Source organism: Rhodococcus sp. 14-2483-1-2 (assembly GCF_002259405.1).
Lineage (GTDB): Bacteria > Actinomycetota > Actinomycetes > Mycobacteriales > Mycobacteriaceae > Rhodococcoides.
Genome location: NZ_NPFW01000008.1, coordinates 170,427 through 188,325, shown reverse-complemented (window position 1 = coordinate 188,325; position 17,899 = coordinate 170,427). Strand labels below are relative to the sequence as shown.

25 protein-coding genes and 1 pseudogene are annotated in these 17,899 nt (G+C 63.8%); 13 read left to right on the top strand and 13 right to left on the bottom strand.

Going from position 1 to position 17,899, the window contains the following annotated elements; translation table 11 throughout:
* Positions 1 to 3: 3 nt before the first annotated feature.
* The 3 genes from CH295_RS08875 to CH295_RS08865 are packed head-to-tail and all read left to right on the top strand — an operon-like array spanning position 4 to position 2,222.
* Positions 4 to 597: a TIGR03086 family metal-binding protein gene (locus CH295_RS08875; protein WP_170945824.1), complete on the top strand. Its 594-nt coding sequence runs from the start codon at positions 4 to 6 to the stop codon at positions 595 to 597.
* Between the two features lie 45 nt (positions 598 to 642).
* Positions 643 to 1,323: a thiamine pyrophosphate-binding protein gene (locus CH295_RS08870; protein ID WP_094740435.1), complete on the top strand. Its 681-nt coding sequence runs from the start codon at positions 643 to 645 to the stop codon at positions 1,321 to 1,323.
* Positions 1,323 to 2,222, top strand: a complete 900-nt coding sequence (locus tag CH295_RS08865; RefSeq protein ID WP_094740434.1) for a transketolase family protein — start codon at positions 1,323 to 1,325, stop codon at positions 2,220 to 2,222. The genes CH295_RS08870 and CH295_RS08865 overlap by 1 nt, the downstream gene beginning before the upstream one ends.
* Here CH295_RS08865 and CH295_RS08860 read toward each other — a convergent pair.
* Both CH295_RS08860 and CH295_RS08855 read right to left on the bottom strand, forming a co-directional pair.
* A pseudogene (locus CH295_RS08860) lies at positions 2,223 to 2,582 on the bottom strand (DUF6194 family protein); the annotation flags it as partial. It abuts the gene before it with no gap.
* 138 nt (positions 2,583 to 2,720) lie between these two features.
* A complete protein-coding gene (locus CH295_RS08855) occupies positions 2,721 to 3,155 on the bottom strand; it encodes a PaaI family thioesterase (RefSeq protein ID WP_094740433.1) in 435 nt (144 codons plus the stop codon).
* A gap of 56 nt (positions 3,156 to 3,211) precedes the next feature.
* Here CH295_RS08855 and CH295_RS08850 point away from each other — a divergent pair, with 56 nt between their 5' ends.
* Entirely contained in the window at positions 3,212 to 3,832 is a 621-nt protein-coding gene (locus CH295_RS08850; RefSeq protein WP_094740432.1) for a TetR/AcrR family transcriptional regulator, read from the top strand.
* A gap of 20 nt (positions 3,833 to 3,852) precedes the next feature.
* Here the strand turns inward: CH295_RS08850 and CH295_RS08845 are convergent, their stop codons facing one another.
* Positions 3,853 to 4,476 (bottom strand): luciferase domain-containing protein, encoded by a 624-nt coding sequence (locus CH295_RS08845; protein WP_094740431.1) that lies wholly within the window; start codon positions 4,474 to 4,476, stop codon positions 3,853 to 3,855.
* 178 nt (positions 4,477 to 4,654) lie between these two features.
* On the opposite strand from CH295_RS08845, the gene CH295_RS08840 reads away from it, so the two are divergent.
* A complete protein-coding gene (locus CH295_RS08840) occupies positions 4,655 to 4,930 on the top strand; it encodes a PLD nuclease N-terminal domain-containing protein (protein ID WP_037195164.1) in 276 nt (91 codons plus the stop codon).
* Here the strand turns inward: CH295_RS08840 and CH295_RS08835 are convergent.
* Positions 4,923 to 6,317 carry an aminotransferase-like domain-containing protein gene (locus tag CH295_RS08835; RefSeq protein ID WP_094740430.1) on the bottom strand — a complete coding sequence of 465 codons (1,395 nt, stop codon included), beginning with the start codon at positions 6,315 to 6,317 and terminating at the stop codon, positions 4,923 to 4,925. The two genes, CH295_RS08840 and CH295_RS08835, sit on opposite strands and share 8 nt — an antisense overlap.
* Here CH295_RS08835 and CH295_RS08830 point away from each other — a divergent pair.
* A complete protein-coding gene (locus CH295_RS08830) occupies positions 6,316 to 7,257 on the top strand; it encodes a DMT family transporter (protein WP_094740429.1) in 942 nt (313 codons plus the stop codon). The two genes, CH295_RS08835 and CH295_RS08830, sit on opposite strands and share 2 nt — an antisense overlap.
* Entirely contained in the window at positions 7,254 to 8,474 is a 1,221-nt protein-coding gene (locus CH295_RS08825; RefSeq protein ID WP_094740428.1) for a pyridoxal phosphate-dependent aminotransferase, read from the top strand. Before CH295_RS08830 ends, CH295_RS08825 begins: the two co-directional genes overlap by 4 nt.
* A gap of 3 nt (positions 8,475 to 8,477) precedes the next feature.
* Here the strand turns inward: CH295_RS08825 and CH295_RS08820 are convergent, their stop codons facing one another.
* Complete coding sequence (locus tag CH295_RS08820; RefSeq protein ID WP_094740427.1) at positions 8,478 to 8,675, bottom strand: helix-turn-helix transcriptional regulator; 198 nt, start codon at positions 8,673 to 8,675, stop codon at positions 8,478 to 8,480.
* On the bottom strand, positions 8,672 to 9,079 hold the full coding sequence (locus CH295_RS08815) for a hypothetical protein (protein WP_094740426.1): 408 nt from the start codon (positions 9,077 to 9,079) through the stop codon (positions 8,672 to 8,674). The genes CH295_RS08820 and CH295_RS08815 overlap by 4 nt, the downstream gene beginning before the upstream one ends.
* A 174-nt stretch (positions 9,080 to 9,253) precedes the next feature.
* On the opposite strand from CH295_RS08815, the gene CH295_RS08810 reads away from it, so the two are divergent.
* From CH295_RS08810 to CH295_RS08800, 3 genes are all read left to right on the top strand, one after another.
* Positions 9,254 to 10,417, top strand: a complete 1,164-nt coding sequence (locus CH295_RS08810; RefSeq protein WP_037195622.1) for an NADH:flavin oxidoreductase/NADH oxidase — start codon at positions 9,254 to 9,256, stop codon at positions 10,415 to 10,417.
* Between the two features lie 111 nt (positions 10,418 to 10,528).
* On the top strand, positions 10,529 to 11,470 hold the full coding sequence (locus tag CH295_RS08805; protein WP_037195149.1) for a DUF808 domain-containing protein: 942 nt from the start codon (positions 10,529 to 10,531) through the stop codon (positions 11,468 to 11,470).
* Positions 11,470 to 11,952 (top strand): GNAT family N-acetyltransferase, encoded by a 483-nt coding sequence (locus tag CH295_RS08800; RefSeq protein ID WP_094740425.1) that lies wholly within the window; start codon positions 11,470 to 11,472, stop codon positions 11,950 to 11,952. The genes CH295_RS08805 and CH295_RS08800 overlap by 1 nt, the downstream gene beginning before the upstream one ends.
* 10 nt (positions 11,953 to 11,962) lie before the next feature.
* Here the strand turns inward: CH295_RS08800 and CH295_RS08795 are convergent, their stop codons facing one another.
* From CH295_RS08795 to CH295_RS08785, 3 genes are read right to left on the bottom strand one after another with little or no spacing between them, the layout of a single operon-like run.
* Positions 11,963 to 12,175 (bottom strand): hypothetical protein, encoded by a 213-nt coding sequence (locus tag CH295_RS08795; RefSeq protein WP_094740424.1) that lies wholly within the window; start codon positions 12,173 to 12,175, stop codon positions 11,963 to 11,965.
* Between the two features lie 8 nt (positions 12,176 to 12,183).
* The gene (locus CH295_RS08790) at positions 12,184 to 12,771 is read right to left on the bottom strand and encodes a winged helix-turn-helix domain-containing protein (RefSeq protein WP_252341969.1); all 588 of its coding nucleotides are present in this window, start codon (positions 12,769 to 12,771) and stop codon (positions 12,184 to 12,186) included.
* Between the two features lie 48 nt (positions 12,772 to 12,819).
* Entirely contained in the window at positions 12,820 to 13,191 is a 372-nt protein-coding gene (locus CH295_RS08785) for a VOC family protein (RefSeq protein WP_094740423.1), read from the bottom strand.
* Between the two features lie 62 nt (positions 13,192 to 13,253).
* Here CH295_RS08785 and CH295_RS08780 point away from each other — a divergent pair, with 62 nt between their 5' ends.
* On the top strand, positions 13,254 to 13,688 hold the full coding sequence (locus CH295_RS08780) for a MarR family winged helix-turn-helix transcriptional regulator (protein ID WP_094740422.1): 435 nt from the start codon (positions 13,254 to 13,256) through the stop codon (positions 13,686 to 13,688).
* Between the two features lie 2 nt (positions 13,689 to 13,690).
* Here CH295_RS08780 and CH295_RS08775 read toward each other — a convergent pair whose 3' ends face one another.
* The 3 genes from CH295_RS08775 to CH295_RS08765 are packed head-to-tail and all read right to left on the bottom strand — an operon-like array spanning position 13,691 to position 15,685.
* Positions 13,691 to 14,500, bottom strand: a complete 810-nt coding sequence (locus CH295_RS08775; RefSeq protein ID WP_094740421.1) for an alpha/beta fold hydrolase — start codon at positions 14,498 to 14,500, stop codon at positions 13,691 to 13,693.
* Between the two features lie 13 nt (positions 14,501 to 14,513).
* Positions 14,514 to 15,236, bottom strand: a complete 723-nt coding sequence (locus CH295_RS08770) for a pirin family protein (RefSeq protein ID WP_094740420.1) — start codon at positions 15,234 to 15,236, stop codon at positions 14,514 to 14,516.
* Positions 15,233 to 15,685, bottom strand: coding sequence for a MarR family winged helix-turn-helix transcriptional regulator (locus CH295_RS08765; protein WP_094634969.1), 453 nt, complete (start codon positions 15,683 to 15,685; stop codon positions 15,233 to 15,235). The genes CH295_RS08770 and CH295_RS08765 overlap by 4 nt, the downstream gene beginning before the upstream one ends.
* An 85-nt stretch (positions 15,686 to 15,770) precedes the next feature.
* Here CH295_RS08765 and CH295_RS08760 point away from each other — a divergent pair, with 85 nt between their 5' ends.
* Positions 15,771 to 16,262, top strand: a complete 492-nt coding sequence (locus tag CH295_RS08760; RefSeq protein WP_094634970.1) for a VOC family protein — start codon at positions 15,771 to 15,773, stop codon at positions 16,260 to 16,262.
* 35 nt (positions 16,263 to 16,297) lie between these two features.
* Positions 16,298 to 17,080 carry a pirin family protein gene (locus tag CH295_RS08755; RefSeq protein WP_094740419.1) on the top strand — a complete coding sequence of 261 codons (783 nt, stop codon included), beginning with the start codon at positions 16,298 to 16,300 and terminating at the stop codon, positions 17,078 to 17,080.
* Between the two features lie 6 nt (positions 17,081 to 17,086).
* On the opposite strand, the gene CH295_RS08750 is transcribed toward CH295_RS08755, so the two are convergent.
* Entirely contained in the window at positions 17,087 to 17,890 is an 804-nt protein-coding gene (locus CH295_RS08750; protein WP_094740418.1) for an SDR family oxidoreductase, read from the bottom strand.
* Between the last annotated feature and the right edge of the window lie 9 nt (positions 17,891 to 17,899).

The following is a 17,899-nucleotide window of genomic DNA, read 5'->3' as shown; positions in this document are numbered from 1 at the left end:
ACAATGAACACCATCGAGACCACGCAACAGACAGATCCGCGCGAGGTGTATTTCACGTCCGCCGCATGGGTGAGCGGGCTACTCGGTGCGGTGCGAGCCGAACAGCTCGACCTTCCCACCCCGTGCGACGAGTTCGACGTCCGGACGCTGGCAGGTCACCTCGTCGCGACGGTGGCGAGGCTGATCGCGATCGCCGAACTGGGTAGCCCGGACTCGGTGTCGCCGTACTCCGCCGATCACGATGTGGCAGCGTTCGACCGGCTTGTGGTCGAGGCGCGCGCGGCGTGGGCCGACGACGCAAGGCTCGACGCCCCCGTCGTGGTTCCGTGGGGCGCGGTGCCGGGTCGATCTGCGGTGTGGGGGTACGCCCGGGAGCTGTTGCTGCACGGATGGGATCTTGCGGTGGCAACAGGCCAGTCGGCCCGAGTCGATGCCGCTCTCGTCCATCCGGTGGCCGAAGAATTCAGAACGATGCTGCCGGCGGAGGCCCGGGTTCCGGGAGTGCCGTTCGGACCTATCGTGGAGTCGCGCTCGGACGCAGGGCCTTTGGAGCGCCTTGCGAACTTCTCGGGCCGCTCCTCGGACGGTTGGGTGTAGCCGAAAGCTTGACCTCGAGTGCGCTCGAGGTTGCACGGTGGGGTCATGCAGATGACTTTCGACGAGTTGCCGCAACTCATGACACTGATGACGGGCGACGAGAAGCACAGCACCAGTGCCACTTCGACACTGGATGTGCTGTGGGTGCTGTACTCCGACGTTCTGCGGCTCGACCCAGCGAATCCCGACGACCCGGACCGTGACCGGTTCTATTTGTCCAAAGGGCATGGTCCGATGGCGTACTACGCCGTGCTTGCGGCGCGCGGATTCTTGACGCCGAACGAGCTCGCGTCGTTCGGCAGCTATCACTCTCCGCTGGGCAATCATCCGGATCGCACGTTGGTTCGCGGGGCCGATATCGGTTCGGGATCGCTCGGACACGGATTGGCGCTGGCCGCAGGAACTGCTGTCGCGCTGCGTATTCAGAAGAGAAGGGCCCGGGTCTTCGTACTGATCGGAGACGCGGAACTCGACGAGGGCAGCAACATGGAGGCCATTCAATTCGCGGCGCGCTCGAACTTGGGCAATCTGACGGCCGTGGTGATCGACAACGACTCTGCCGGGCTGGGGTGGCCCGGCGGCATCGCGTCGCGGTTCGCGGTCGAGGAGTGGTCCACATCCGACGTCGACGGTCGAGATCACGATGCTCTCCGCGAGGACTTTCGCACCGATCACACAGACCGGCCGCACGTGATGGTCGCTCACGTCGAAACGAAGGAGAGCTGATGAGCGCATCGCTGGACCAACGTGAGTACTTCTACCGTCTGCTGCCCCCACTGTTGGCGCAGAACGAGCGAACAGCGTTGGTGTTGGCCGAGATCGGGGTCGGATATCTCGAACCGCACCTCACTCCCGATATCCGATCGCGGGTGATCAACGTCGGGATTCGAGAGCAGGCGATGATCGGTGTTGCGGGTGGTCTGGCCCTGGCCGGAATGCGTCCTATAGTGCACACCTTCCCGCCGTTCCTGATCGAGCGGCCCTTCGAACAGGTGAAACTCGATCTGGGGCATCAGGACGTCGGAGCGATCCTGGTGAGCTCCGGCGGGTCCTACGGGTGGCCGCAGGGCGGCGAGACTCATTTCGGTCAGCGAGATGTCGCTCTCCTCGACACCTTGGGCGGGTGGACGGTCCACGTTCCTGGGCACGTAGACGAGGTCGAGTGGATGATGAGCAGTGCGGCGTCCACCGACGATCGCGTCTACATCAGGCTGGACGGGGTGTCCAACGATCGTCCGTACGGACAGCCCGATTGGACGTTCACCGTTCTGCAGCGGGGACATTCGGGAACGGTGATCTCCGTCGGTCCGATGACGGACCGGGTTCTGGCCGCAGCCTCGGGGCGCGACGTGATGGTGCTGCATGCGTCGACGATCAGGCCGTTCGACAGCGCCACACTACGAGAGACGCTGACTGCGCCGGACATCATGATCGTCGAGCCGTATCTCGCGGGAACGTCAGTGCTGCAGGTCGATCGGGCACTGGCCGATATGCGGCATCGCGTGCTGGGAATCGGGGTGGAGGGGGGAGAGCGTCGCAAGTACGGCACAGTGGCCGAACACGATCGGGCCAACGGCCTGGATGTCGATGGGCTGTCCCGATCGATGGACGACTTCTTCGCCTGATCAGCCTCGGCGTCGCTCGTATCTGCTCTTGGCAACGTTGTAGGCGGAGTCCAGTAGTTCTCGAACATGTGTCTCGGTCTGCGAAGACGGGTTGACCACCGACAGCCAGCCGGCAGTGCCGTACTGAGGGTGGGCGGCAATGGCGTCGTCGCGGTCTGCCTGGGGTGCGTCGGCCGCCTCGCGGGGCGTCACTCCTAGGATCTCCTCGAATTCCTGCTTTCCTGCAACGATATTGACGCGGAACGCGCCTGGCCTGTTCAGTTGGGACATCTCGTCACCCGGGTAGTTCTTGGTCACGATCGTTGCGAACGGCTGAGTGGTCGGGATCGTCCCGTCGGGTGAGTAGTAGAAGAACGCATCGCCCCAAGCGAGTTCGGGAGTTCCATCACCCTCTCAAGGGCGCTGCGTCACGGTGCCCTCGAAGCTGCCGACCAAGTTCACGATGTCGTCGAGTGTCATTCATCGATCGTCACATGTTCGGCAGCTTCTGCCCAGAGTTCAGCCCACTTTGTAGGTTCCCGTACCGGTTGCGACGAGGCGGCCGGATTCGGTCCCGACGATGTCGACTCGACACGTCTTCAGGCTCCGGCCCGCGTGCATCCGAGTACCGACGATGTCGACACCCTCGGCATACACCGGCTCCATGAACTGCACAGACATGGAGACCGTGACGCCCCGAAGCTTTTCGGGCACTGCGGCTCCGGCCCATGCGGCGGTCATGATGCCGATATCGATGCAGCCGGCGATCACTCCGCCGTGCAGCATCCGGCCGACGGTGGACAGCTCATCGCGGTACGGCAGCCGCAGTCGAGCTGTGCCCTCGTCGATGTCGACCAGCTCGATGCCCAGTTGCTGCACGAACGGTGACTGCGGGAGGAACATGGTCATCGCCGCGCTGCCGCTGTCCGGTGCCTGTACTTCGTTGGCTGTCATCGCTACCCCTCTATCGTAATTGGATTCCGATATCAGAATCAGAGTACGATAAAGTTATGGTCTTGGATACCCCCACCGACAAGCGGAAGCGTCGAACGCACAACGCTGTGCTCGACGCCGGTCGGACGCTCTTCCTTCGGCACGGCTATCGCGGAACGACGATCGAGATGCTCACTGCAACAGCAGATGTGGCAGTCAGTTCGATCTACGCCAACTTCGGGGCAGGCAAGGTCGACGTCTACGCGGCTTTGGCGTGGCGAACGACGCTCACTCACGTCGAGCAGATGTCTGCACCCATCGACGCGGTCGACCCCGTCCGTGTGGTTGCCGAGTTCCTCGACCGGTACATCGCGTTCCACCGCGAGAATCCACTGGCGCTGCGACTGCTGGCGCTGACGGATGTGGACAAGTCCGAGTCCGCATCGGTCGGCGAGGCGAAGAACAGGATCGACACAGCACTCGGAGAACTCATCGATTCGGTGACGCGAGCGGTGGAGGACGCCGGTACCGACGTCGTCCCCCGTGCATTGGTTCTGAATGCCTGGGCGGCAATGAACGGCGCTGTGTCACTGCGACAGCGACGCATCGTCGATCAACCGATGCTCGACGCGATGCTCGCCATCACGCGGGCAGATATGCTCCGTCACCTGACAGGCGCGTCCGATGAAAACCGGTGACCGCCCGCCCGGGCGGAGAGTCAGGCCCTCGCGGTGGAGACCGCGCGTCGGATGATCAGTTCGATCCCGTGGACGTCGTCGGAATCTCGTGGTGCATAGAGGAAGACATAGGTCTCGGGCAATCCGAGGACCGGGCGTCCGGCCAAGGGGTGCAATTCGCCCCATCCCGCGGAGATGACGGTCTGGGCGTCGTCCGGCTGCATCACCACGTGCATCGAGCCTTCGCTGTCGTGCACGTGCAGGATCTCCCCCTTGGTTCGGGCGATCCAGGGCGCGGCGCTATCGGTGTTCGATAGATACAGCGCGTCGCCTCGTCGCTCGAATCGACTGCGCTCCAAATGAAACGGCGATTCCGATCCGGCTTCCTCGGTGACGGCGGCAGTCAACCGCTCGATCAGGGAAGGGGTACCCCGATCGGTGAGTTGGCGATGGGGTGTCGGGTACGGCGCGATCGACGGCCGTGGTCCGGATCGGGGCTCCAGATGCCAGTGCAGACCAGGACTCGATGTGCCGGCGACCGTCAGAGGATCGCGTCGAGCAAGTGGCCTCAGGGCAGTGGTGATCAGCCAGCCACCGACGTTGGCGGGAAGTCCGCCCGGCCCCAGTTCCATCCACGCGGCGTAGTCGTTCTTGACGTTCTGCACAGTCCCCCCCGGGTCACGTAAGTCTGCACCAACGTAACCCACTGTGGCGCGGCCCTGACTCCGACCACGTGTACATCTCGAGATGTACGAGGAGATACTCACGCAGACCGATGTGGCGCGACCTGCTGATTCGTAACGTTGTTCAGGTCAACGACACAGCGATATCGGAGGAACCGTCATGCACGCCGCAACACTTCTGTCTCAGCAACCGTCCACCACCGAACAGGTGCTGGGGTGGGGTTTGGGAACCGTCGTTCTGCTGGCGGTGCTCGGCGCGGTCGTACTGTTCGTTGCTGCGCTGGTCAGCATCATCGGCTCGCCCAACTACACGGTCGCAGGCCGGGCCGTGTGGATCTTCGTCGTACTGGCGTTCCCGTTCCTCGGTCCCCTGGTCTGGTTCGTGTGGGGTCGGAAGTCGACGTTTGCCGTCGATGCCTCGAACGCTCTCAGATGATCGACCCGATCGTGCGTGCCGCATCGGCGAACTCGCCGGGGTCGGGGCCCGCGTAGTTGAGTCGAAGATACTTTCCGGCGGGTTCGGCGGGAAAGTAGTCGTCGCCGGCCCCGACGATCACACCCGCCGACTTGCATTCCTGCACAACATGTTCCAGATCGGAGTCGTCACGCAGGCGCATCCAGAGATTGAGTCCACCGCGCGGCACCGCATCGAGATGGCCTCGGGGTGCGAACTCGATGAGGCTGTTCGCCAACAGGTCTCGCCGTGAAGCCAACTGAGTGCGCAGCCGCCGCAGATGAGTACGCCAGGCGGGTTGAGTGACGACGTCCAAGGCGACGGACTGCAGAATCCCGCTGACATACATCGATTCGGCTCCCGTATCGGCGAGGATGCGCTCGTGTGCGGGCCCGCGAGCGATCAGGCCTGCCAGGCGAACCGAGGGCGACACCGTCTTGGTGAGTGAGCGAAGGTACACGACATGCCCGGCGTCGTCTCGTGCAGCCAGCGGACTCGGCTCCGAGGTGATGCCGAAATCGTGGGCCGAGTCGTCCTCGATCAGAAACGCGCCGTGGCGTCGAACAGTGGCGAGAACCTGCTCGGACAATGCGGGCGACCACTGTGCACCGGTGGGGCTGGCGAATGTCGGTTGGGCATAGAACGCCCGAGCTCCGGTGTGCGCGAATGCCCGGGCGAGCGCGTCGGGGTCCGGACCGTCGACGCCGCTGGGTATCGGTACGACGCGGACACCTGCCTGGGTGGCGGCAAGGATCGCGCCCCAGTACGTCGGTGACTCCATGAGCAACGGCCGACCGGCACCGACGAGCGCCCGAAATGCAGTGCTGAGTCCGGTCTGGCTGCCGGGAATGATGACGACGTCACTGGCCGACGGTGGCGTGATACCCAACGGTGTCGACGCCCCCAACTCGGCGGCGAACCATGCCCGCAATTCCGGCAGTCCGGCGGTGGGTGGCCGAGCGATCACCGCGTCGGTGCGGGACGCCCGAGTGAAGGCCGCGTGAACGAGCCGCTCCGGCAACAACTCCCGAGCCGGATAGCCCGAGTGCAGTGCAATCACGTCGCTCGATGTCGACTGCAGAGCCGCCGGAAGTTGCAGGCGATTGTCCGGCGCTCCCAGCGCTGCAGTCTGCCACCCGTAATCGTTGGGGCGGGCCGTACGCACCGTCTTGACGAATGTGCCGACGCCAGGCCTGCTTTCGATGACGCCTTGCGCGATGAGCGTGCGGAGAGCCTTCTGTACCGTGACCGGGCTTGCCGAATGCTCGGCGACCAGGGCACGGGTGGACGGCAGCCGGGCTTCCGGTGGCGCGGTCGCAATCCAGGTTCTCAGTGCAGACACGATCCGGGAACTGCTATCGTCGGACATGACACAGCATAGTAGCGCTACTCGGTCTGGGACGGGTCTGCTATCCCGCGCCGGACTGCTCTGGGGCCTGGCGGGCGTCACGGCGTTCTCGTTCACGGTGCCGCTGACCCGTGTCGCCGTCACCGGTGGCCTGTCCCCGCTCTTCGTCGGCTGCGGTCGCGCTGTGGTCGCCGCCGCACTGGCTGCGGTAGCGCTCGCCGCCACCGGGCAACGACTCCCGCAGGGGTGGCAGTGGATTCGGCTCGCGGTGATCGCAGCCGGTGTTGTCATCGGCTTCCCGGTGCTCACCTCGTATGCCCTCACCACTGCATCGGCGGGACACAGCGCCGTCGTCATCGCGTTGCTCCCGGCCGCCACCGCCGCCACTGCGATCGTGCGCGAACGGCAACCGGTCCGGCCGATGTTCTGGGTGGTCGCTGGCGTGGGTGCCGCCGTCGCGGTCGGGTTCGCTGCCGTACAGGGCGGACAGTCGACGGGGTTGCAGTGGTCGGACCTGTTGCTGCTCGGAGCAGTGGTCGCCGCAGCGGTGGGATACGCCGAGGGCGGCCTGTTGTCGCGAGAACTCGGTGCGTGGCAGACGGTGTCGTGGGCGCTGGTCGTGTCCGTACCGGTCACCGGCGCGTCGGCCGCGTTCGCGTGGTGGCAGCAACCGTCGACAGCAGGGGCATCCGAGTGGGTGGCCTTCGGCTACCTGGCGGTGGTGAGCATGTACCTCGGGTTCTTCGCCTGGTACCGGGGACTGGCGATCGGTCCGATGTCCAGCGTCAGCCAGGTCCAGTTGATCCAACCTGTGCTGACCATCTGCTGGGCCGCGATCATCCTGCGCGAGGGCTTGACGTGGCCGGTGCTCGTGGGTGGAGCGGCGGTCATCGTGTGTGCAACAGTGGCGGTCCGGACCAGGATGTCGCCGACCGTTCGGCGGGAGGAGTTTTCGAAATGACGAAATCGATCGATCAGGCGCGCAAGCTCGAAAACGTGCGCTACGACATTCGTGGACGCATTCTGGACAAGACCGAAGAGCTCGAGGAGCAGGGGCACGCGATCCTGCGGCTGAACGTCGGCAATCCTGCCCCGTTCGGTTTCGAGGCACCGGACGAGATCATGATGGCGATGATCCGCAACCTTCCCACCGCACAGGGCTATTCGGACTCCCGGGGCCTGTTCTCAGCCCGCACAGCGGTGGTCCAGTATTACCAGACCAAAGGCCTGACCGATCTCGATGTCGGTGACGTCTACCTCGGCAACGGGGTATCGGAATTGATCACCATGACGATGCAGGCCCTGTGCAACCCGGAAGACGAAATATTGATCCCGTCGCCCGACTATCCGCTGTGGACCGGCTCGGTGGCCCTGGCCGGAGGCGTACCCGTCCATTATCTGGCCGACGAAAGCCAGGATTGGGCCCCGGACTTCGAGGACCTCGAAGCCAAGATCACACCCCGCACCCGCGCGATCGTGGTGATCAATCCCAACAACCCGACGGGGGCTGTGTATCCACGCGAGGCACTGCAGCGATTCGTCGATCTGGCCCGCAAGCACGATCTGATTCTGCTGGCCGACGAGATCTACGAGAAGATCGTCTACGACGGTGCGGAGATGATCAATCTCGCGACTCTGACGGGCAAAGATGTTCTGTGCCTGACCTACTCGGGTCTGTCGAAGGCGTACCGGGTATGCGGATTTCGGGCGGGATGGCTGGCGATCACGGGTCCGCGTCGACGCGCGGCGAGTTTCATCGAGGGCATCACCCTGCTGTCCAACATGCGGATGTGCGCGAATGTGCCGGCGCAACACGCGATACAGACTGCGCTCGGCGGCAGGCAGTCGATCGAAGATCTCCTTCTTCCGGCGGGGAGGCTGACCGCGCAACGTGACCTCGCGCATCGCATGCTCAACTCGATCGACGGAATCAGCTGCGTGCAGGCAGCGGGTGCGCTGTACATGTTCCCCAAGCTCGACACCGACCGCTTCGGGATCGTCGACGACGAGAAATTCGTACTCGACCTCCTCGAATCCGAGAAGATCCTCGTCAGCCACGGCCGCGCCTTCAATTGGGATGTGCCCGATCACTTCCGGCTCGTGACCTTGCCCAACGTCGACGATCTCGGAACGGCGCTGGAGCGGCTCGGTAACTTCATGAGCTCGTACACGCAGTAGCGATCAACCCGGGTCCGGCTCGAACAGTCCCTCGATCGAGCAGTCGAATGCCGCGGCGAGGCGGAAGGCGACGGGCAGGCTCGGGTCGAATCGCTCCTTCTCGATGGAGATGATCGTCAGACGGGTGACGTCGATCCGTTCGGCCAGTTCGTTCTGCGACCATCCCTTTTCGGTGCGACGCCGTCGAACACTGTTCTTCACTCGGACAGGGCTTGGTGTCGTGCGAGGGCATACCGCGCGGTGAACGACGCGAACGCAGCCAACAACAGGCCCGTCAGTAGCAGGGTTGCCGGGGGGTCGACGCGGGTGATGGCTACCACGGCCAGAGTCAGGCCGAGGACAGTCACGAGATCGATGGCGGTACCGCTGGACGCCGATGTCGTCCAATGGCTCTCGACGCTGTCACCCGAAGTGTAGGTCTGGTCGGCAGTGACCGGTGCGATGATCAGTATCCAGCCCAGCATCGCCCCGAACGGGAGGGCGGTGAACCCGAACACCACCGCCGCGATCCCCGGTGCGACGGGCGATACCAGCCAGGCCAGCAATGCCGTTGCCGACGCGGTTGCGAGGCCGATTGCGGCGACCGATACCCATCTGAGTGCCATGTGAATGCTCCGATCCTAGGTATAGCTCACTATACGTATAGGAAACCATACATCGGGCCTCACACTCGGGTCGGATGGACGGTGAGAAAACTGTCACCGATGTGCAGCATCGATGTAGTCGGTCGAAACGTGCCAGGTGATGAGGTGGTTCTACCCAGGGAAAGGACCATTGTCATGCCGGATCTCTTCAGCCCGTTCACGCTCAAAGGTGTAACGCTTCGAAACCGCATCGCCATGTCGCCGATGACGATGTACCGCGCCGTCGACGGAAAGATGAACGACTTTCACCTCATGTATCTGGGTGCGCGCGCAGCCGGTGGTTTCGGGATGGTGTTCCCGGAACAGGTTGCGATCACGCCCGACGGACGCACCACTCCCGGGTGCGCCGGAATCTACGACGACGATCAGATCGAGGGTCACGCTCGCGTGACGGCGATGATCAAGCAGATGGGTTCGGTCCCGGCGATTCAGTTGGGTCACACCGGACGCAAAGGCAGTGAAGTGCCACCGTGGCAGGGCGGACACCAGCTTCCGGCAGACCATCCCGACGGTTGGGAATGTGTTGCGCCGTCGGCGATTCCCTACGGCGGCGACCACTCGTTCCCCGTCCACGAACTCACCGTGCCCGAGATCAAGGCCATCCACCAGAGCTACGCCGACGCAGCCGTCCGAGCGGCGGAGGCGGGGTACGAGTGGCTCGAGATGCATTACGCCCATGGCTATCTCGGTGCCAGCTTCTTCTCCCCGCTGGCCAATCAGCGCACCGATCAGTACGGCGGCAGCCTGGAGAACCGGGCCCGGTTCCACCTCGAGGCACTCGACGCGGTGCGCGAGGTGTGGCCCGAGAAGTTCCCGCTCACCATGCGATTGGGCTCGGACGACCACCACCCCGACGGGGTTCAGTTCGACGAATCCATGGTCGCGATCGGGTGGATGAAGGAACACGGCCTGGACATGGCCGATGTCAGCCTCGGCTTCAACACCGACGACATGGTGGACCCGCCGTTCGGCGACATGGGGTTCATGGTCGAGCGGGCTGCACGGGTCAAGCGTGAGCTGGATATCCCGGTGACCTGCAGCTGGAATCTGGGCGTTCCGGAAAATGCGGACGCCGTCATCCGCGAGGGCAAGATCGACGTGGTGTTGCTCGGTCGTCCGGCGTTGGCCAACCCGCACTGGCCGGTGTGGGCTGCACGCGAGCTCGGCCATGGTGACCCGTTCTCGCTGGTGCCCGAGGATTGGAGCTGGTGGCTGAAGAATTTCCGAGGACACGACCCGAGCATCGGATTGCCGCCCGCGAAGGTCGTCGAGGCCGAGCAGGAGCGCAAGATCGCGTAGCAACCAGGAGGGGCCGGACGGCGATCACAGACCACCTGCGGACGGTAGGGTTCCAAGGGCTCGCATCATGCGGAGCCCAGCGGTGTTCTCGTATCGAAGCGGAGGTTTGTGATGGCCGGCGGACTCGTAGCCCTGCTCGACGACGTGGCAGCGCTGGCTCGTCTGGCAGCTGCATCCATCGATGATGTCGGTGCAGCGACCGGTAAGGCGACGGCGAAGGCAGCGGGTGTCGTGATCGACGACGCCGCGGTGACGCCGCAATACGTCCGCGGACTCGCGGCGGAGCGCGAACTGCCGATCATCAAACGCATCGCCGTGGGTTCGCTGCGGAACAAGCTGCTGATCATCCTGCCGATCGCGTTGCTTCTCAGTCAGTTCGTGCCGTGGCTGTTGACGCCCATTCTGATGCTCGGCGGCTGCTACCTCAGCTACGAGGCGGCGCACAAGATCTGGGGCGCACTGTTCGGCCACGGCGACCATCACGCCGCCGCCGAGGACGAGCCACGCGACGAGGACACCGTGGTCTCCGGCGCAGTGCGCACCGACCTCATTCTGTCCGCCGAGATCATGGTCATCGCGTTGGACACCATTGCCGGTGAGGGCTTCTGGAGTCGATTGATCATCCTCGCGGTCGTCGCCGTGGTGATCACGATCGTGGTCTACGGAGTCGTCGCGCTGATCGTCAAGATGGACGACATCGGTCTGAAACTGGCCGAGGGGTCCACCGGGTTCGTCGAGAAGTTCGGCCGTGGTCTGGTCAAGGCCATGCCCAAGGTCATGTCGGTGCTCTCGGTCGTCGGCACCGCAGCGATGCTGTGGGTCGGTGGACACATCCTGCTCGTCGGCATCGACGAGCTCGGATTCCATCCCATCTACGAACTCGTGCACCACGGCGAAGAAGCGGTGCGCGGCGTCGCCGGCATCGGCGGAGTGCTGGCGTGGATCGTCAACACGCTCGCGTCGGCGGTCATCGGCGCGATCGTCGGTTGCATCATCGTGGTTGCGCAGCTGGGGATCTCGAAGACGCTCGCCAAGCGGGCTGCCGCGAAGTAGTGGCTGTACCGGCGTTCGCCGTCGTAGATCCGACGTCGGAACCAGCGATCGACATTCTGCGTCGCTACAACGTCGATATCATCGGGCGCTTCTACGGCCGGGAGGCGTCCGATGAGGAAGTGCTCCGAGTCATGGTCGACGAGCCGAGCGACGACCTTGCCGGCCATTCGGGCACGTTCGTGGTGGCGTATGCAGAGCATTCGGTCGTCGGGTGCGGTGGAGCACGTTTCATCTCCGACGACATCGCTGAATTGACGCGTGTCTTCGTGGATCCGATCGGCCGGAGGGGTGGCGTCGGCGCATCGTTGGTCGGTTACATCGAGAATCTTGTTCGCGAGTCCGGCCGCAGCAGAATCCGACTCGATACCCGAGCCGATCTGGTCGAGGCCCGCCGCTTGTACTCGCGGCTCGGCTATGTCGACGTCCCTGCATTCAACAGCGAACCCTACGCCGAGGTGTGGCTCGAAAAGCAGTTTTTCTGAACGGCTTTCGTCACCGACGAGCCAGCTCGAGTACCCGTCGCTCGGACATGGAGACATCGGCGAGCGATGCCGTCAATTCGTCCCACGCCCTCTGAACGCGGAGTTCGTCGCGGCGGAGTCGTTTCTGCGCAGCAGTGAGTCTGCGGCGCTCGGCCAGAAGCAGATGTCGATCGCGATCCTGCTTGAGCACGAAGAGATACGTGTGCGGATCGAACGGATACATGCCAACTCCTATGGTGTCGTGGGGAATCCGTGCATCAGGACCATGACGTGCTCGCGCTCCCCCGAAGTCGCGTTCTCTCCGTGTCGACGCCACTTGTCGATGACAGCGCGCATTTCCGTGCCCATGGTCTTCGTTTCCTCCGCTGTGAGTCGCAGAACGTCGTCGCTGCTGAATGCCGCGCTTACCCAGTCCTGGCCCCAGGATTCGGAGGTTCGGCCGAAGTCGTGCAGACGTGACCATTGATGAGCCAGCCATGAATCTATGGATGCCTTGGCAACCGACAACGACTCGGGTGAGTCCGAGAAGTCGTTCTCCGACCAGCTGAACCCTCCCTCGTTGGCCTCCGACCACCAGCGCTGACGCTTGTCCGATCCGTTCTCGACCTCCTTGACGAACCCGTGCTCGGCGAGTTTGCGCAGGTGATAGCTCATCGAGGCGGGTGACTCGTCCACCAGATCGCCCAGCTGGGTTGCCGTCATCGACTTATTGGCCCGCAATGCGTACAGCATGCGCAGTCGAATGGGATGCGTCAGCGCCTTGAGCTCGGACATGTCCGTCAGCTTCCGGGGCATCCGGTCGGGAGGTGGTGGGCTCATGCGACAACCATAACCCGAAAGGAATATTTCGCAATAGTTCTTTCGGAACTAGCTGCTGTGCACGGTCACGGCATATCCGTCCGGGTCTTGCAGGACGAAGGTCTTTCCGAAGGGGCCGTCGAAAGGTGCGGTCAGGATGGTCACGCCGGCGGCGACCAGTGACTCGTGCAGCGCCTCGGCGTCGTCACAGACGAGCCACAGTGCGACTCCGAGTCCCGCCTGTCCGCTGTCGAGATCGGTTCCGGGAGCTGGGTTTCGGACGGCGAGCGGGATGGGCGAGGTTGTGAACACCACCGCGCCGGGGGGTGCCTGGGGTGCGCGGACCAGGCCGAGCCGGCTTTCGTAGAAGTCTGCGCTGGCGGCGAGGTCGCGTACTTGCAAGGAGAGGAAGCTCGGTCCGGAGACGGTAGCGGTGGTCATGGTGGATCCTTTCGTCGGGTTGTCAAGAACTTGACGAGGCAAAGGTATGTCAAGATGTTGACATGAGTCAAGTGGACCTCGACACCTCGATCGGCTACGCCCTGAAGCGGGCCACATCCGCCCTGCGTTCGGCGATGGACGATCGCCTACGCGAACTCGACATCACCGTCTCGCAGTACTCCAGCCTCGAACTCCTCGCGCACAAGCCGGGATTGTCCAACGCCGAGCTCGCTCGCGCGGTGTTCGTCAGCAGGCAGGCCACCCATCAGCTGCTGGCCGGGCTCACGCGAGACGGCCTGGTGGAGATCGAGGGCACCGGTCGAGATCAACGCCTGCACGTGACGGCACGGGGAATCGAACGACTGCGGCAAGCGTCGGCCGCAGTGGCCGACGTCGAACGTGACATGATCGCGTCGCTCTCCACTCAGGAGCGAGAAGTGTTGCATGGCAATCTGGTTGCCTGCGCGCAGGCGTTGGATGGGCACAGGCAGCCGTGACCTCACTCGATCGAGTCGAGGAACTCCAGCATCGCCGTGTTGAACTCTTTCGGCCGGTCCATGTTCGCGGCGTGCCCGCATTTTTCCAGCACTACCGATCGACCGCGGGGATTGTTGTCGACGGACTCGGAAGCGTGTGCAGCAGGCCAGAACTGGCTCTCACGCCCGGCAACCATCAGGTACGGCTTGTCGGTGCCCGCGATGGTCGAGCGCCAGTCCTGCGCAGCATGATCGGCCAGCAGAGCCTTCATCGGCGGGGTGTCGGGCGATGCAATCTTCGGAATCGCACGTAGTTCGAGCACGAGCTTCAGCAGCGACGGCACGGACTTCCACTTGGGCAGGCCGTGTCCGGTATCGGGTATCCCATTGTCGAAGAATGTCGTTCGGTTCTCTTCGGTGAGACCGTAGAAGCCATTCTTCCAGTCGGAGCTGTTCACCATCTTCGGAGTCTGATCGACCGACACGATGGCTCGCACGTGCTCGGTGCCGAATTGCGAGATGTACGACCAGACGGTGCTCGCCCCCATCGAACCGCCGATCAGGACGACGTCCGTGACGCCCACGGCCGCGAGGAGGTTGGCCACATCGCGTCCGTGCCGTTCCATGGACGCCCCGTGTGTCGGTGCCTCCGAGGCACCGTGTCCTCGTCGATCGAGCGCCAGAACGCGATATCCGGCATTCACCAACGCTTTCTGCTGCAGCACCCAGGTGGTCGCCGGCGCGCAGAACCCGGCGATGAGGACCACGACAGGGCCTGCGCCCTCGTCGAGGTAGTTCAGGGTGACGGCATCGTCGGTGGCGACGGTCGGCATGGTCGAAACTCCCTCAGGCGAAGGTGGCGTGCATTTCCCAGATCATGATTTCGCTCGCGGTCGATGCTGTCACACGGTGTCCGCCGGTGGAGGTCAGTCGCACCGCGTCACCTTGGGCGAGATCGCCGATGTCCTCGAACGCCGCCGAACCGTCGGCAACGAAGACATGACCGAACGGCGCGTCGGGAACGGTGATCGACTGTCCCGGCTGGAGTCGCGCAACATGCAGTGCCGCAAAGCGATTGCCGATGCGTATTCCGTTTCGGTCGGGCATTCCCGATGCCACACAGACCAGCTCGCCGGATGCCAACTCGTCGCGCACGTCCAGTTCGTCGTACGAGGGCACCCGTCCGTCGGCATCCGGCGGAATCCACATCTGCACGACGCGGAGCTTGTCGCGGCTGGTCAGGCTCGACGCGTTGCGTTCGGTGTGGCGAATGCCGGTGCCCGCACTCATGCGTTGGATCAGCCCGGGGCGGATCCGCCCGCTGTTGCCCTCGGAATCGGTGTGTTCGAGCGTGCCGTCGAGCACCCAGGTGAGGATCTCCATGTTCCGGTGCTCGTGCGAGTCGAACCCTTCACCGGGAAAGACGGTGTCCTCGTTGTGCACCATCAGCAGCCCGTGCGCGTTCGCCGCCAGGTCGTAGTTGCCGGTGGCGGGGAAGGACTGTTTGGAGTCGAGCCATTCGTTCCACCAGTGGTGCCGCTGCTCGCCGGGAATGTACGTGAGGGTCACGACGCGTGGTTCCGCATTGCCGAGAAGGTGCGGGTGAGGGCCGCGAGATCCTTCGGGTCCACCAGGTCGAACATGTTCTCCCGTACCGCTGCGGCGTGCCCTGGACTGGCCTCGGCGAGCGTGCTGAGGCCGGCCTCGGTGAGTTCGGCGGACATGCCCCGTTTGTCGTCGTCGCATTTGACGCGCCGAACCCAACCGCACTCGACCAACCGGCTGATGGCCCTCGTCACGCCGCTGCGCGTCGTGGTGACGGCGTCGGCGAGTTCGCTCATGCGGCGTCGGCGATCGGGCGCTTCGGAGAGCACCACCAGCAGCTCGAAGTCGGTGAACGAGATACCGGAGTCACGCGTGAGCTGGTTGTCGAGGTCACGAAGCAGCAGCCGCGTCGCGTCGAGGTATGCGCGCCAGGCCAGCTGTTCGTCCTGGCCGAGCCACCGTGGGGAGTCCATGAACCTATAGTAGTTGACAACGCAACTACTCGGTGTACTGTTCTCAGTAGTTGACGAAGCAACTACTTGAGCGAAGGGTAGAGCGATGACCGAGGCAGATCAGCACACCATCGAGCGTGACCGCATCCGCGCCCAGCACCTGAAGCCGGCAGGCGAACGGCCTGCTTCCTCGGCCCGCGGACTCCATCACACCGCGTTGGTCAGCAGCGACGTCGAAGCGACGGTTCGCTTCTATCAGGACGTACTCGAGTTCCCGCTCACCGAGCTCATCGAGAACCGCGACTACCCAGGCTCTTCGCACTTCTTCTTCGATATCGGCAACAGCAACCTGTTGGCATTCTTCGACTTCCCCGGACTCGACGTCGGACCGTATGCAGAGGTGCTCGGCGGCCTCCATCACGTGGCGATCAGTGTCGAGCCGACCAGGTGGGAACACCTGCGTACCAAGCTGATCGACGCCGGAGTCGAACTGATCGAGCACAGCGAGGTCTCGCTGTACTTCCGTGACCCCGATGGTGCGCGCCTCGAGCTGATCGCCGATCCACTCGGTGAGATGTACGGCTCGCACGTTCTGTAGTCATCCACTCACTCGAAGATTCGAGGGCACACGTAATGACCTCTGCAGCAGCTCAACTCGACGTCCGGCGAGCCGACGACCGTTTCAAGACTCGGATCGGCTGGCTCGACTCCAAGCACTCCTTCTCTTTCGGCAACCACTTCGATCGTGCCAACACCCACCACGGCGTCCTGATGGTCAACAACGACGACATCGTCACCCCCGGGCAGGGATTCGACACCCACCCACACCGTGACATGGAGATCGTGACCTGGGTTCTGCAGGGTTCGCTGGTGCACCAGGATTCGATGGGTCATTCCGGCGTCATCTACCCCGGTCTCGCGCAGCGCATGAGCGCGGGCACAGGAATCCTGCACTCGGAGAAGAACGACTCGTGGCGACTCGGTGAGACCGCCGGCACGTACTCGGGCAAGCACGGAGATCCGGTTCGATTCGTCCAGATGTGGGTCGTCCCGGACGAACAGGGCATCACCCCGGGCTACGAACAGCTCGAGATCGACAGCGAATTGCTCAGTGGTGGTTTGGTTCCCGTGGCATCAGGGATGGCTCGTCACGCCGACCACGCGGCGATCCGAATCAAGAACAAGTACGCCGCCATGCACGCCGCACGCCTGCAACCCGGTCGAGCCGCAGTCGATGTTCCCGACGCGCCGTTCGTGCACATCTTCGTCGCCGAGGGGGAAGCGATGCTCGAAGGTGTCGGTGTACTCGCCGAGGGTGATGCCGTACGGATCTCCGGAGGCGGCGGGCAGAAGCTGAGCACCGTCACCGGAGCCGAAGTGATCGTGTGGGAGATGCACGCCGCGATCGCCGGGTGACCTCGGCTACCGCTTCAGGCCGAACATCTTCGCAATCGTCTTCTCCATGAAGGTCGCCGGGAGCAACCGCCGCGCCATGAACACGACCGGTGCGTTGCTTCCCCTGGCGTACAACGGTTTCGGCTTGTCGGCCTCGATGGCCTTCAGCACCACCTCCGCAACTTCCTCGGCGGAGATGCCGGTTCCCTCCTTGCGATCCAGGGACGAAATCGCGGTGTGGAAGTCGTCTCGGTGTACCGAATCCGGTGCGATGTACTTGGTTCGCCGCTCACTGATCCCGGTGTTGATCGACCCCGGCTCGACGGTGGTCATCCACACCCCGAAGGGTGAGAGTTCCAGGCGCGCCGCGTCGGAGAAGCCCTTGATGGCGGCCTTCGTCGAGGCATAGGACGAGCGGTAGGCGAGCGGGAAGCTCGCCAGCATCGATCCGACCATCACGATGCGCCCGTATCCACGCTCGCGCATACCGGGAATGACGCCCTGCGACAGCGTCACTGCGCCGAAGACGTTCAACCGGAAGAGCCGCTCGATGGCATCGGTCGGCAGCTCCTCGAACGGCCCGGACTGACTCTCACCGGCATTGTTGACCAAGACGTCGACGTCACCGAGATCGGTGACGAAGGTGCGGATCGAGTCGGCATCGGTGAGGTCGAGGGCGCGATACTCGACGCCGGTGGCGCGTTGCGCGTCGGTCATCGAGGCCGGATTGCGGGAGGTGCCGATCACTCGATAGCCCCGGGCGACGAGTGCCTGCGCAACTGCGCGTCCGATACCCGACGAAGCTCCGGTGACCACTGCCGTGCGATTCATGCCCAGATG